Origin of the sequence: Prosthecobacter sp., assembly GCF_044227185.1 — a bacterium.
GTDB lineage: Bacteria > Verrucomicrobiota > Verrucomicrobiia > Verrucomicrobiales > Verrucomicrobiaceae > Prosthecobacter.
Genome location: NZ_JBGAFO010000003.1, coordinates 516,343 through 529,597 on the forward strand (window position 1 = coordinate 516,343; position 13,255 = coordinate 529,597).

At 62.5% G+C, this 13,255-nt stretch carries 11 protein-coding genes; 5 read left to right on the forward strand and 6 right to left on the reverse strand.

Translation table 11 applies throughout. The features are described from left to right. Positions 1-151 precede the first annotated feature (151 nt). The 3 genes from ACILSQ_RS09910 (at position 152) to ACILSQ_RS09920 (ending at position 2,594) form a co-directional block, all read left to right on the forward strand. Positions 152-847 carry a hypothetical protein gene (locus tag ACILSQ_RS09910; RefSeq protein WP_395743448.1) on the forward strand — a complete coding sequence of 232 codons (696 nt, stop codon included), beginning with the start codon at positions 152-154 and terminating at the stop codon, positions 845-847. 306 nt (positions 848-1,153) lie between these two features. Continuing rightward, entirely contained in the window at positions 1,154-1,867 is a 714-nt protein-coding gene (locus ACILSQ_RS09915) for an amino acid ABC transporter permease (protein ID WP_395743449.1), read from the forward strand. Then, positions 1,857-2,594 carry an amino acid ABC transporter ATP-binding protein gene (locus ACILSQ_RS09920; RefSeq protein WP_395743450.1) on the forward strand — a complete coding sequence of 246 codons (738 nt, stop codon included), beginning with the start codon at positions 1,857-1,859 and terminating at the stop codon, positions 2,592-2,594. The genes ACILSQ_RS09915 and ACILSQ_RS09920 overlap by 11 nt, the downstream gene beginning before the upstream one ends. Before the next feature lie 466 nt (positions 2,595-3,060). Here the strand turns inward: ACILSQ_RS09920 and ACILSQ_RS09925 are convergent, their stop codons facing one another. Beyond that, positions 3,061-5,028 carry a hypothetical protein gene (locus ACILSQ_RS09925; RefSeq protein WP_395743451.1) on the reverse strand — a complete coding sequence of 656 codons (1,968 nt, stop codon included), beginning with the start codon at positions 5,026-5,028 and terminating at the stop codon, positions 3,061-3,063. 24 nt (positions 5,029-5,052) lie between these two features. Further along, entirely contained in the window at positions 5,053-5,460 is a 408-nt protein-coding gene (locus ACILSQ_RS09930; protein WP_395743452.1) for a hypothetical protein, read from the reverse strand. A 100-nt stretch (positions 5,461-5,560) separates the two neighbouring features. On the opposite strand from ACILSQ_RS09930, the gene ACILSQ_RS09935 reads away from it, so the two are divergent. Continuing rightward, positions 5,561-5,803: a hypothetical protein gene (locus ACILSQ_RS09935; RefSeq protein WP_395743453.1), complete on the forward strand. Its 243-nt coding sequence runs from the start codon at positions 5,561-5,563 to the stop codon at positions 5,801-5,803. Positions 5,804-5,984: 181 nt separating this feature from the next. Here the strand turns inward: ACILSQ_RS09935 and ACILSQ_RS09940 are convergent, their stop codons facing one another. From ACILSQ_RS09940 to ACILSQ_RS09955, 4 genes are all read right to left on the reverse strand, one after another. Next, positions 5,985-6,581: a L,D-transpeptidase gene (locus tag ACILSQ_RS09940; RefSeq protein ID WP_395743454.1), complete on the reverse strand. Its 597-nt coding sequence runs from the start codon at positions 6,579-6,581 to the stop codon at positions 5,985-5,987. Positions 6,582-8,246: 1,665 nt separating this feature from the next. Beyond that, positions 8,247-8,537, reverse strand: a complete 291-nt coding sequence (locus ACILSQ_RS09945) for a hypothetical protein (RefSeq protein ID WP_395743455.1) — start codon at positions 8,535-8,537, stop codon at positions 8,247-8,249. Continuing rightward, positions 8,534-9,172, reverse strand: coding sequence for a hypothetical protein (locus ACILSQ_RS09950; protein ID WP_395743456.1), 639 nt, complete (start codon positions 9,170-9,172; stop codon positions 8,534-8,536). Before ACILSQ_RS09950 ends, ACILSQ_RS09945 begins: the two co-directional genes overlap by 4 nt. After that, positions 9,159-12,269 (reverse strand): hypothetical protein, encoded by a 3,111-nt coding sequence (locus ACILSQ_RS09955; protein ID WP_395743457.1) that lies wholly within the window; start codon positions 12,267-12,269, stop codon positions 9,159-9,161. Before ACILSQ_RS09955 ends, ACILSQ_RS09950 begins: the two co-directional genes overlap by 14 nt. Before the next feature lie 365 nt (positions 12,270-12,634). Here ACILSQ_RS09955 and ACILSQ_RS09960 point away from each other — a divergent pair, with 365 nt between their 5' ends. Further along, positions 12,635-13,153 (forward strand): DUF6702 family protein, encoded by a 519-nt coding sequence (locus ACILSQ_RS09960; protein ID WP_395743458.1) that lies wholly within the window; start codon positions 12,635-12,637, stop codon positions 13,151-13,153. Positions 13,154-13,255 lie beyond the last annotated feature (102 nt).

The window sequence follows — 13,255 nt, forward strand, 5'->3', positions numbered from 1 at the left end:
TAAGAGGGATGGTGGGTGGAGAGAAAGTGTGGGGGAGGGGAGGTGTTTTTTTTGAGGAAAGGGGTTGATTTTGGAAATGCGGGCCCAATCAGGTATGTGAGGCTGGTTTTTAATACCAGTGAATACCACTTAATTCTATTTTTTGACGATTATGGCTCGAACTTCTTCTTCTTCTTCTTCTTCTCGTGCGGGAAAAAATGGCAAGGCTGGCAGGGGGACTCCAAAGGTGCGTGGAGGGGCTGGGAAGGGGCGGGCGGGGCCGGGGAAGCGGGGTGGGGCGCGGCCGGGGGCGGGGAGGAGGGGGAGGCCGGAGAGCGTGTGTGTGGAGATGGTGAGGGAGAGGGGGAGGACGGTGCCGGAGGTGGTGTATGAATTGCATGTGCAGCGGGGCTTTTCGCTGCTGCAGATCTCACGGATTCTGGAGGTGAGCGTGGAGGAGGTGGAGAGGCACTGGGAGGAGGGGCGGGCGGCGCTGCAGGAGCAGGCGCCGAAGTCGGAGGCGGATTTTACGGCGCTGCGGGAACAGATCAGTCTGATGCTGTGGCGGACGGTGGAGGCGACGTATGAGGAGGGGACGAGGGCAGCGGGTGGTGGTGAAGCGGCGGCCGCGGCTCTGGCTGCGGGGACTGTGGATGCGGTGATACCGAAGCCGCCGATGATGAGCGTGCGGCTGCGGGCGCTGAAGCAGCTCTGCGAGCTTTATGGGGTGCGGACGGAGGGGCGCGCGGGGGCGGAGGAGGTGAAGAGGGCACCGTATGCGACGCCGGAGGAGATTGTGGGATGGGTGAGGGACTGGCGGGTGCGGGAGGGGATGGGTGGGGGAGGAGTTTGCGGTGGTTTGCAGTAGTTTGCGGTGGTTTGCGATTGTTGAGGGTTTGGGTGGTTGTCGTGCTTGGGAGTTTGCGGGGGTTCCGGAGCCGGCTGCTGCGGAGCCGCGGAGCGAACCCGGGACTACAATCCGAAGAGGCGGGGCTGGGACGTTCGAAAGCGCCGCAGTCCGGGGACGCTGGCGCGTGGGGAGTGGGGAGTGGGGGAGGAGGTGTATTTTTTTGGGAATGATCTTTGGGTGTGGTGGGGTGGTGGTGTAAGGGGTGGGGGCTTGGGTGATGCTTATGCCAGTTCTGTTTCGAGGGGGCGCTACTTGCTGTGTGCGGTGGGGCTGCTTGTCGTGGCGGCGGGGGTGTTTTACGGGGTGTTTTCGGCGGTGGAGTACCGGTGGGACTGGAGCGGGGTGTGGCAGTACCGTTATCAGTTTGGCCAGGGGTGGCTGACGACGATGGGGCTTTCGCTGGTGGCGATGGTGGTAAGCATCTTGTTTGGGTTTGTGCTGATGCTGGGCAGGCGGGCGCCGTGGCTGCCGGTGAGGATGGCGTGCGGGGGCGTGGTGGAGCTGGTGCGGGGCTCGCCACTGCTGGTGCAACTTCTCATTGGCCACTACATCATTGCGCAGGCGATGAACATTGATCACCCGCTGTTTACGGGGATTGTTTTGCTGGGGTGCTTTGAGGGGGCGTATCTGGCGGAGATTTTCCGCGGGGCGGTGGAGAGCATCAGCGCTTCGCAGCTTGAGGCGGCGCGGGCGGTGGGCTTCAGCCGGGCGCAGACGTACCGGTTTGTGATCATTCCGCAGGCGCTGCGGCGTGCGCTGCCGGGGACGACGGGGCAGCTTGTGTCGCTGATCAAGGATTCGTCGCTGCTGTCGGTGATCGGGATCGAGGAGCTGGTGCAGAAGGTGAAGATCATGAATGCGGCGAAGTATCTGCCGCTGGAGGGGTACCTGCCGCTGGCGGTGGCGTACCTGGTGATCACGCTGCCGCTTTCGCACCTGGCGCGGCGGCTTGAAGGGAGGTTTGCGTATGAGACTTGAGACGCATGGGGTGACGAAGCGGTATGGGGCGCATGCGGCGCTGGACGGGGCGTCTCTGGCGACGGGGGAGGAGGCGCGGGTGATCGCGCTGCTGGGCCCTTCGGGGGGCGGGAAGAGCACGCTGCTGCGAGTGCTGGGGAGCCTGCTGGTGCCGGATGACGGGCATGTGAGCGTGGACGGGCGCGCGCTGCCGCATGATGAGGAGGGGGCGCTGAAGGAGCGGCGGGGGAACGGCTTTGTGTTTCAGGGGTACAATCTTTTTCCGCATCTGACGGCGCTGCAGAACATCACGCTGCCGCTGCAGGAGGTGCATGGGATGGATGAAGCGCGGGCGCAGGAGCGTGCGCTGGAGCTGCTGCACCGGCTGGGGCTGGCGGGGCATGAGAACAAACGGCCGAGCCAGCTTTCGGGAGGTCAGCAGCAGCGGGCGGCGATCGCGCGGGCGCTGGCGCCGAAGCCGAGGCTGCTGCTGCTGGATGAGCCGACTTCGGCGCTGGACCCGGTGATGACGGGGGAGGTGCTGGATGTGATCCGTGAACTGGCGGAGGTGGGGCAGAGCATCGTGCTGGCGACGCATGAGATCAGCTTTGCGCGGAAGGTGGCGGACTGGGTGGTGTTTCTGGCGGCGGGGAAGGTGCAGGAGTCGTCCGCGGCGGGGGAGTTTTTTGAGAGGCCGAAGACGGAGATGGCGAGGGGGTATTTGGAGGGGCTGTCGAAGTATCGGTGATGCTGGATGCTGGATGCTGGATGCTGGATGCTGGATGCTGGATGCTGGATGCTGGATGCTGGATGCTGGATGCTGGATGCTGGATGCTGGATGCTGGATGCTGGATGCTGGATGCTGGATGCTGGATGCTGGAGATTTTGGGCATGGTGATACCATGACGTGGTTTGAACGGGTATGCGAACGTGATGTCGGGCCGCCGATTTGACAGGATTTACAGGATGACGGGATTTACAGGATTTTTGGATTGGGAATCCTGGGCGGGATGTTGTGTTTGAATCCTGTCCTTTTGAACCTCGATTTTCCAGGGTGTGCGATTTGGAGGGGCTAAGGCGGGCCGGGGGCGTGGTCTCGCGGTGGGGGGGATTGAAAACTGAGAACTGAAAACTGAGAACTGAAAAATGGGTGGGCCGAAGGGGGCGGCGCGCTGGGCTCATCCCGGTGGAGCGAGATGGCTGCTGTACTGTGCTCAGTTGTTGAGGGCGGAGGTGGGCTCGGGAGGAGGAGGGGGCTGGTCGCCGGCTTTGACGAATTCGACGAGGCGTTTGATGCCGTCGCGGGCCATCTCGCTGAGGGGGTGCATGCTGCGGGCTTTGAGGTACCAGGCGAGAGCGGAGCCGACCTGCTGCTTTTCTTCCTGCTGGCGGGCGTTTTCGATGGCGGTGACGAACTCGCTGGCCTTGACGCCGAGGTCGGCGCGGAGCTTGCTGAGGACGGGGTCGTCGGGGTAGAGCTTGGATTCTTTTTCGACTTTTTCCCAGGCGGCGGGAGGGCTGCTGGCGGCCATTTCCTTGGCGCCGGTGAGGATGAGCTCAAGGCGGCCCATGTCTTTGAGGACTTTTTCGAGCTGCTGCTTGCGGGTGAGGTCGTCGGCGACGGCGGCGATGAAGGGGGCCTGGTTTTCGAAGATCTGGCGGTAGTTGCGCTGGCTGAGGAGGCGGTCGAACTCCATGACGGCCTGGGACTTCATGTCGGTGGTCTGCATCATGTGCTCGCTGAGCTGGGTGACGCGGGGGTTGGTGGGCCAGATTTCGGCGGCGAGCTTCATTTCCTTTTCGACGGTGGCGGCGTCTTTGCTGCCCATGGCGGCGTTGGCGTTGTTGACGTGAAGATTGCTCATGGTCTTCGCGGTCTGGATGGCGGCGAGGGGCTTGGCGTACTCGAAGTCGTCGGAGGCGGAGCGGAGCTCCATGACGACGGTCTCGGCGCTGGTGTAGTCCTTCATTTCGAGGAAGGAGAGGAGCTTGTTTTTCTTGCGGACGAAGTCGAGGACCTTGGTCTTCTCGGACATGGGGAGGCGGCGGACGCGGGGGAGGTATTCGCCGATGCCGTAGGCTTCGAGGAGGCGGTTGCTGGCGCTGTCCACATCGCGGCGGGCGACGAGGTTTTCGAAGGAGACGAGGGATTCATCGACGCTGCGCATGGCTTCGAGGGAGAGGCCGTCGATCATGGAGACGGTGGGGGGGACGCCGAAGCTGCTGGAGAGGATTTTCTGGACGTCGCTGTCCTTGTCGAGCTGGAGGATGCTTTCGCCGTCGCGGAAGAGATTGGGGTAGAAGCGGCAGGCGATGACGGCGTGCTCAAAGCGGCGCTGGAGGAACATCTGGATGATGAGGGCCTGGAACTGGGTCTTGCTGGTGATCTCGGAGAGGCCCATGGCGGTCTCGTTGAGCTTGGTGCGGGCTTCGATTTCTGCGATGCCTTTGATGTAGCCGGAGGTGCGGCCGACGGTGGCGCTGGTGGCATTGTCCTGGGTCTGCTGGCCGGTCTGCTGGCCGGCGTTTTTGCTGGTGGTGGCGCCGGCCTTGGAGAGAGGCTGGCTGGTCATGCCCATTTCGGCGTTCCATTCGAGCTGCTTGCGGCGCTCCATCATGGCGGCGTTGGCGAGCTTGCGGTCGTTGACGCGCCGCTGGGAGGTCCAGACGTCCCAGACGGCATTGGCGACGGCATTGCAGAGGCCGCCGTCGATCTTTGCGGCGCCGGCCTCGGGGAGGAGGGCGAAGGCCTTCATGACTTCGGGGCCGCGGGCCTGCTGCTTAGTGACGGGGTCGGGGGCCTGCTTGTGATTGGGGGAGAGGAGCTCCATGATCTGGGCCATGATGTCACGGTAGGCCTGGTCTTCGGGGCCACTGGCTTCCGGGGTGGTGAGGTAGGTCTCAAACCGGGAGCGCATGAGGCGGTTGTTGGTGATGTTCCAGAGCTTGCCATTGAAGGAGACGTTTTCGGAGCCGGGGTCCCCCATGGGCATGTTGGTGAGGGCGGTCTGGGTGTCCGTCTGGCGGTCCGCGGCGCTGCCGGGAACCATCTGGTAGTTGTTGTTGGAATTGGTGGTGGTGGCGGGGGGAGGCGCGCCGACACCGGTGCTGCCAGGGAGCACCTGGGCGCCGGCTGGGGAGAGGGAGACCAGGGCGAGTGAGGCGAGGAGGAGGCGCTTCATGACGTGTGCGGTGTGCGGTGAGGATTACGCTTTGATGAGTTCGAGAACTTTGAGCACGCCGGTTTCGAGGACGCGCACCTTGAAGATGTAACGTTGCCGGCGCTGAATATTGGCGCCTTTGTAGTCCGGGGGGACCCAGACGGGGAGGAAGGTGCTGCCGGAGCCGTCGCTGATCTGGAGGCTGAAGAGGCGGCCGTCGGCGCTGCGCCAGTTGTCGAGGCGGTCATCGACGATGCCTTCGACCTTGTATTCGTTGCCGCTGAGGGCGGTGGCGTTTTCCATGAACTCTCCGGCGCTGAGCTCGGTGATGCCGGTCATGGGATCGATGGTGCGGTTCATCAAAGCAAAGCCGCCGCCGCCGACGACGGCGAGGATGGCGATCAAGCCCAGCCAATGGGCGGGACGGACTCCGGACTGGGCGCGACGAGACATGGGAGGAGCGTGAAGGTGCGGGTGGAAGGAATCGGGAGGAGGATCAAAAATCGACGACAATCGCTGGCTGTCCAATCCAAGATGACACAGGGTGGCATGCATGGGGGACTCCGCCAGAACCAATATCCGCACTTATCGCGATTCGTTTCAAGGAATCGGCTGCGGGACGGGGTGCATGATTCATCTGGTGCTGATGGGGCTGATCGGCGTGGGGATGGTGGTGTGGCTGATCACGATCCGGGCGTGGGAGCTGAGGGTGACGGTGGAGCTGCCGGTGGTGAAGAAGGCGGAGGGGGAGGAGAAGGTGGAGCCGAGGGGGGAGGGAATGAGGAATGAGGAATGAGGAATGAGGAATGGGGTGGGGGAGGAAGAGGAGGAGTAGGAGGAAGAGGAGGATTTAGTGGGAGCGGAGATGGGGATGCTGCGGGGCGCTGGGATCGAGGACGAGGACGAGGACGAGGACGAGGAGAAGAATTTGAGGCGGGAGGCGGCTGTGCGGAAGAGGGGGAGGAAGAGGAGGATTTTTAGGGGGCGTCGGGGTGGGGGGTGCTGGTACCGTGGATGTGGACGGGGGTGCCGATGTGGGAGTGTTCCCAGATGACTTTCTGGGGCTCGGCGGGGGTGCGGATGCAGCCTTTGCTGGAGAGTTCGCCGGGCTTGAACTCGCCCTGATGGATGCCGACGCCGGGCCAGGTGAGGCGGAGCCAGTGGGGCATTTCGTAGCCTTCATACTCGGTGCCGGGGGGCTGCGGGCCTTTGTGCTCCCAGATGCGCCAGACGACGACTTCACGGGTGTCTTTTTTGACGTACTTGCCGTAGCGGTTGGAGAACTTGGTGGGGAGTTTTTCGAGGACGGAAAAATGGCCGGCGGGAGTGGGGGTGGTGTTGCGGCCGGTGGAGATCTGGGTGGTGACGACGGGCTGCTTTTCGGCATTGAGGAGGCGCATCTCCTGCCTGGTGAGGTCGATTTCGATGCTGGCGGCGGAGGGCTTGAGGGCTGCGGCGAGGGAGGAGTCGATGTGGTAGACGGGCTTCGGCGGCGGGGGCGGGGAGGGTGTGCGATGGAGAAGGGTGCAGGCGGGGAGGAGGCTCAGGAGCAGCGGCAGAGCGGGCAGGCGCATGGAGGAAGGCGTGGAAGGTGAGGGTGGGTGAGGGGCGCTCGCTGAACGGGGGGCTGGAGAGCGGGTTCCAAAATGCAGGCGAGTTTTGATCGCGGATGTGATGCCAATTCGGGAATTTTTGAAATGGTTTTTTTAGTGACGGGTGAGCAGCGCGAGTTCGGTGGGGCGGGGAGTCCGGGAATGGCGTCGAGCCTGAATTCGTCTTGGAAAGTGATCCTTGGGGCAGGTTTATCTGCTGGCAGGAAAGGGTGTGTTCCCGCGCCCCTTCAGGGCGCTTCCGGAGTCAGCCGTGGTGGTGGGGGCGAGACCCAGGGCTTGTCGCTGCGCGACTGCGCCCTGGGCTGGGCCCGAGCGGCCCTTCAGGCCGCGTGAAGGATGCAGAGGTGTAGGGAAGGGATCGCGGTGTTGTACTCCGAGCTGGTCTGCGGGCTGCTTGGGCCCTGAGGGGATCAAAATGGGGCTGGAGCGGGTGTGCAGGGCGGTCGTGGGGAAAGGGGAGAACGTGGATGTTCTGGGGGCTGGTTTTTGACAAAGGAATGGAGATGCCGGATCAGAGATTTTTCATTTCTTTGCCAGATTGGAAGGCTTTCCGCCTGCGCTATTGAAAATAGATCTGTGCCTTTGCCGCAGGGGCCAGTTTTTGGCGGGGTTCTTCGTTGTGGAAGAATTCGTGGTGTCATACCATGATCTGGTGGACACGGGTCTGGTCTTATAGCGTTTTCCAAAACGGATTTCCGGTCAGCGGCGCTTGGAGACGTTCGGCGGAGGCTGGAGGACCAGCCTCCCCACCTCGCTGCAGGCATGCGAGTGCCCAGCTTAGGTAGGGCTGGCTGTCCTCAGCCAGCCGCCGTCGAAGCCCATGATCCGCGATCAAGAAACAGCCCGATAAACGGAAATGAGTTTGCGAACCGCTATAGCGATTCGCGAAACTGATTTCCGGTAAGGCGAGTCTTTGGAGGTTCGGTTTGCCGCAGAGGGGCAAAGGTGCAGAGGTGGCAGAGACTTGTATCGATTCTCTGGTCCCTCTGCCTCTCTGCCTCTTTGCGGTAAAATTGAGTGTTCCATCGTACCCGAAGGGGACCGTCGCCCAACCCATTTTTCGGAAATCCGTTTTGGGAAACGCTATCACTGAACAAGGACCTTTTTCTTGTGAATGCTTGAGGGCTGCGGGGGGGGGCTGGTTTTTGACAGAGGAATGGAGGGGCAAGGGAATGGAGATTCCTGGCCGGAAATTCTTCATTCCTTTGCTCCTCCATTCCTTTGCCAGATTGGAAGACTTCCATCCTGCGCTATTGAAAAATAGATCTGTGGCTCTCTGCGTGAGGGACTAGGCGGTGTCTTTGCAATTCAAAGGCCCTCATGCGGTCAGGGCAAGAGCGCCCGCCCCCATCTGCCTTTCGGAGGGAATAAGGACGGCGCACCTTTTTGCATCGCCCTCGGCGCCATAGACCCTCATCTACGGACCCGACGCAGCGGTTCCCTACCAGCCCTTCGGCATTCACGGCACCCATGGCACTCGCAAGGAAGGTAGGGACGCGCTGTGTCGTGTCCCAAGCATCCTCGTCCCAGCACGCGCTGCAGTCCCGTCACTCTCCCCCTTTCCACATGCCCCTTATGCCTGATGGCACATTTCTCCGGAGAGCATGGTATTTGCGAAGACACCGCTTAGTTTTTGGCGGGTTCTTCGATGTCGAAGAATTTTCCTGCGACGCCCCAGGCGAGGTCGGTGCGGGGGAGGATGCCGTCTCCGCCGATGTAGTAGCGGCTGAAGAGGATGTAGTTGTCCCGATGGACGCCGGTGCTGGTGCCGGCGGAGAAGATGGAGGCGACTTTCAAACTGAGGGAGCCGGCGATGCCATATTTCTGCTGCATGTAGGAGCGAAACTCGGCCTCGTTGGGATTGGTGAGGGCAAGAATGACGAAGAGCGAGATGAGCAGGAAGATGATGAGTCTCATGGCTTGGGCGTGGTTGGAGTGGCGGACGGCGAGGCTGGGGTGGCTGGAGTGGCTGGCGTGGTGTTGGTGGTGGTGGTGGTGGTGGTGGGGACGGCGGGCTGGGGGACGGGGGGAGTGGTGGCGGCGCCGACGCGCTTCCACTGGAAGGAGCCGGGAGAGGCGCCTGGGACTTCGATCCATTCGCCGGTGCCGGCCTGCTGGGTGCGGAGGCGCCACTGTTCGTCTTCGATTTCGTGGAGGGGGCGGTTGGAGTCCTTCGCTTTTTTGCGCATGAGGAGCATGCGGTCTTCATTTTCCGCGGCGACGGCTTTTTTCATCTGGACGCCCCAGTCGCCAGGCGGGACCTCGCGGATGAGCAACTGGCCGCGATGATCTTCACCGATGAGCTGGTTGTTTTTGAGGGTCTGGATTTCCTGCATGCGGTTGCGCATGCGGTCGGTGGCTTCGGTGGCGTTTTTGGCGGCCTCTTTGTCGAGGGGCTCGTCGCCGCGATACTGATACACATCGAGGCGCATGTTGAGATTGACCTCGAGGGGCTTGGGAGTGGTGATGGGGACGGCGGGGAGTGTCTTGCAGGCGGTGAGGGCGAGTGCCGCCAGGGGGAGGGAGAGGGGGAGGAGGCTACTCCACTGCATCAGCGGTCTTGGGTTTGCGTGGTTCCTCTTTCCAGCGGTGGTCATAAACATTGATCTCAATCTTACGTGCGCCGTACGGTCCGGTGAACCGCAGGTGCCCGCGGCCTTCGCGGCCATAGAAGCGTGCTCTGCCATCGACGCTGTCATACTCGAAATCGCGGAGGGTTTCCAGTCCGATGCGGTTAATTTGATCGCCGATGGTGCCGGAGAGAGCCTTGGGCATGGCGGCGATGACGTCATTGAGGGAGGCGATGCTGAACCTGCCGGGGGAGCGATTGTTGAACTCGCCATCGGCCTGGTAGAGCTCGTTTTTGTTGCCGGTGGCGATGATTTTGCCGGCGACTTTGCCCTTGAGAAGGAAGTAGCTGGGAAACATGACGGTGGTGACGGGGCCGAGATCGACCTTTTCACCAGCGACCCAGCCGTCCCAGGTGTAGCTGTCGTCGAGGTAGATGTCGAAGGCGCCATTTACATAACCGGAGTAGGCGGCGCCGCCGAAGAGGCCGTAGATGCCGTGGGCATCGTAGGTGACGCTGAGGTGGGCTTTCTCGATGTGGAGCTGCTTGTAGCGGAGCTGCTCGACGGTGAAGGTTTCAGTGAGGTTGTTGTTGCGGTCCTTCATCGGGAGATTGAAACGGACGTGGCCTTTCATGCCGCGGAACTCGAGCTTGTATTCTTCGAGGGTGTAGTTGTCCGAGGGGATGTCGAAGACGGCATCGAGCTGGCCGCTTTCGAGCTTGGAGGTGAAGCTGAAGGGGAAGGGTTTGCTGAAGCCTTTGAGCGGGACGCCTTTGGGGGCGAGGATGAGACGGCCATCTGAGACGGAGAGGGTGTCCACATGCCAGGCGGGGGCGGCGGGCCTGGGTGGTGCGGGAGGGCCGAAGGTGGCGTCCGGGATGGGAGGCTCGCCTTTGATGGACTTGCGGTAGGTCTCGACGTACCAGAAGAGATCTTCGCCGACGTAGAGGAGAGGGGAGATGATTTCCACGCGATCGATGCGGCGGTGGAGGAGGCCATCGAGGGTGTAGGTGACATCGATCTTGTCCATCTCCGCGACGGTGCGCAGGGGCTCATGAGGGGAGGGAATGCGGAGGCGGGTGAGGACGATGGTCTGCGGCTTCACATTTTCGGCGAGGCCTTTGAGATCGAGGGGGGTCTCGGTGGCGGAGAAGTTGACATCGAAGCGGACGGGAGGGAGGCCGGGGGCGATGCTGGTGAGGGTGACGCCGAGTTTTGAGACGTCGATCTGGTCCGCGGTCCAGCGTTCTGGAGAAGAGGCGGGGGGCTGCGGCGGAGGGGGCTGGCTTGCACTGGTGGAGGACGGAGTGGTATCTTCTGGTGTGGGGCCGAACAGGGTCATCAAGGCGTCGCCGAATTCCACCTGGCCGCCGGTGAGGGTGAGGGAATCGAACCGGTGCTGCTGCCACATCTGGGGGAGGGAGGCGACGGCGGCGACATTTTCGAAGCTGAGGACGGGAAGATTGGCGCGGTTCGGCACGCGGACCTGGGCCTGAGTGATGTGGAGGCGCTGCCTGGCCTGGGCGGTGGTGATGCCGAAGCGGATGGAGGTGTCCATGCGTTCGGGGAGCTGCATGGCGAGATCCAGCGTGGCGTCTGTGACGGTGAGGGCATCGAAATGGAGCTGCTGCCACCAGGGGGGGGCGGAGGAAGACGGGGCGGGTGGCTGTGGTGGTGCCGGGTGAGGTGGCGGCGGCGGTGAGGCGGTGGTGTCAGCGTGAAACCAGGGGCCGTTTTCGGGGACGAAGGCGAGGCGGGGCTCTGTGAGAATGAGGGAGTCCACCTGCCAGAGGGGGAAAAGTTTGTCTGGGACGGCTGTGAGCGAGGCGGATTTGATCTGGAGGAAGGGGGACGGGTCTTTGAGGATGCCCCAGGTGAGGGAGACGTCTGCAACAGTGAGCTGCTGCTGAGCAGTGGAGTGGAGCGAAGCGGGGGAGAGCTCCAGGGCCTGCAGGCGGGTGCTGAAGGTGAAAGCGCCCGTGAGGGGGCTGCGCTGGGTGGGGGTGAGGGTGACGGCGCCGTCTTGAAGGTCGAGGGCGTCGAGGATGATCTTCCAGGAGGAAGAGGAGGGGGCGTTTGATTCGCTTTTGGGGAAGAGGGCGGCTTCGAGATCGGGGGTCCAGTGGATGACGGGGTGGAGAAGCTGGGTGCGGCGGAGATGCCAGAGGCCGGCGGAGTCCTGGGAGGCCTGAAGATGGAGCGCGGTGGCGGAGATCTGACCTGAGCCGGTGAGGGGCTGGACGTGGAGATTTTTCAGATGGAGATCGTGAGTGCCGGAGGCGGTGAGGGCGCCGCCGGAGAGCCTGGCATCGCGGCCTTCCCACTCGATCTGCACGCTGCCGTGGAGCGGTGGGAGGGCGGCATGCAGGGCGGGGCTGAGCTGTTTGAGCCAGTCGAGATCGAAAGTGCCGCCGTGAAGGGAGATTTTTTTGAGCCCGATGTCATCGCCATGCATGACGGACTCGAGATGGGCCTGGCTGAAGACGGTCTTTCCCTGCCACTCGGCCTGCTGCAGGTCGGTGACGACGGTGTGGAAGGAGGGGGACTTGCTGCCGCCGATTTCGAAGGCCTCGACTTTCTGGGTGACGAGGACGCTGAAGAGGGGGCGCCAGTCTGCATCGCGCAGGATGATCTTGGTTGGGCCCATATCGATGAGGTCGAGATGCCAGCGAAAGGAGGAGGGCTTGGATTCGGATGGTGGTACGGGTGCGCCGGGCTGGGGAGGCGAGGGGAGAAGCCAGGAGAGGGGGACATCGACGACGGCATCGGCGACTTTCACACCGCCGAGATTGCCGGAGCGCAACTGACCCCAGTTTGGACGCCATTCGACGTGGCCGACGCGGGAAAGCTGCTGGGTGCTGGGGCGGTGGTGGGTGCTGACCTCGCCAACATGGAGGGCGCCGTCCTGCCATTCGAGGGAGACGATTTTGAGGCGGACGTCATCGCCGAGGCGATGCAGGAGGGCATTGGCAAGAGGGACGCGCTGGTGCCAGGCCCAGGAGAGGAGGATGGTGAGGAGGAGGGAGGCCAGGAGCCCGAGACGCCAGGTCCAGCGCCAGAGGCGGCGGCGTTTGGACATGGGTGGCGGGGAGGGCTTCATGAGGGGAGAGTATCATGGGGCGGGCTGTGCGCCACGGGGGAGTGGGATTGGAAATGAGGGATAAGGGACAAGGGATGAGGGATGAGGGATGAGGGCGGTGGTGGGTGGGAGGATTTATTGAAAACTGAGAACTGAAAAACTGAGAATTGGAAATGTGGGCGGGTGGCGCGGGGGATGGGAGGGAGAGAGGTGATGGGTGTGAGCGATTGAGGATTCATCCTTCGCTCTGCGAGCTTCGGAGAACGCGTTGATGAGCAGTTGATTTTTGATTTTTGAAGTGCTGAGCCTGAAGGGAGAGAGCGTGGCTTGATCGAGGCAGGGCTGGGGACTAAGGTTCGTGTGTCGTGCGTGTTTTGTGGGTCATCTTTTATTTATTTGGGGCGTGTGCGTGGGGGCATGGGCATGCGGTGCACATGGCGACGGGGGAGGTGGAGTATGATGAAGGGACGAAGAGGCTGGAGGTGAGCCTGACGGTTTTTGTGAGTGATCTGGAGCTGGCGCTGGTGCGGCAGAGCGAGAGGGAGATGCGGATGGAGAAGACGCCAGCGGCGGAGTTTGATGCGCAGATCGAGGTGTATCTGGCGAAGCATTTTGTGGTGGCGGACGCGGCGGGGAAGGTGGCGAAGATGAAGTGGGTGGGAAGGGAGATGGAGAAGGCGAGTGAGAAGAGCGGAGATCCGGCTGTGGTGCTGTTTTTTGAGGTGGAGATGCCGGGGGGCGTGGAGGGAGCGACGCTGAGGTGCTCGGTGTTTGAGGAGCTGTTTACGGATCAGGTGACGCTGGTGGAGGTGAGGAGCGGTGGTGGGAGGAAGAGGGAGATGAGGTTTGTGAAGGGGGAGACGGGGAAGAGGTTGAGGGAGTGATGGCGCGGGGGTCGGAGACCCCCAGTCCTTGGGGTTTAGACGGGCGGGATGTTTGTGGTAGTTTGTGGTATTGATGGTTGTGGGGTGTGGCTGCGAAGGTGG

What these genes read in the sequence shown, in the direction of transcription:
- ACILSQ_RS09930 (WP_395743452.1), bottom strand. Translation starts at nt 5,460, where the DNA reads ATGTCTCGTCGCGCCCAGTCCGGAGTCCGTCCCGCCCATTGGCTGGGC.
- ACILSQ_RS09935 (WP_395743453.1), top strand. Translation starts at nt 5,561, where the DNA reads ATGGGGGACTCCGCCAGAACCAATATCCGCACTTATCGCGATTCGTTT.
- ACILSQ_RS09940 (WP_395743454.1), bottom strand. Translation starts at nt 6,581, where the DNA reads ATGCGCCTGCCCGCTCTGCCGCTGCTCCTGAGCCTCCTCCCCGCCTGC.
- ACILSQ_RS09910 (WP_395743448.1), top strand. Translation starts at nt 152, where the DNA reads ATGGCTCGAACTTCTTCTTCTTCTTCTTCTTCTCGTGCGGGAAAAAAT.
- ACILSQ_RS09945 (WP_395743455.1), bottom strand. Translation starts at nt 8,537, where the DNA reads ATGAGACTCATCATCTTCCTGCTCATCTCGCTCTTCGTCATTCTTGCC.
- ACILSQ_RS09920 (WP_395743450.1), top strand. Translation starts at nt 1,857, where the DNA reads ATGAGACTTGAGACGCATGGGGTGACGAAGCGGTATGGGGCGCATGCG.
- ACILSQ_RS09955 (WP_395743457.1), bottom strand. Translation starts at nt 12,269, where the DNA reads ATGTCCAAACGCCGCCGCCTCTGGCGCTGGACCTGGCGTCTCGGGCTC.
- ACILSQ_RS09950 (WP_395743456.1), bottom strand. Translation starts at nt 9,172, where the DNA reads ATGCAGTGGAGTAGCCTCCTCCCCCTCTCCCTCCCCCTGGCGGCACTC.
- ACILSQ_RS09925 (WP_395743451.1), bottom strand. Translation starts at nt 5,028, where the DNA reads ATGAAGCGCCTCCTCCTCGCCTCACTCGCCCTGGTCTCCCTCTCCCCA.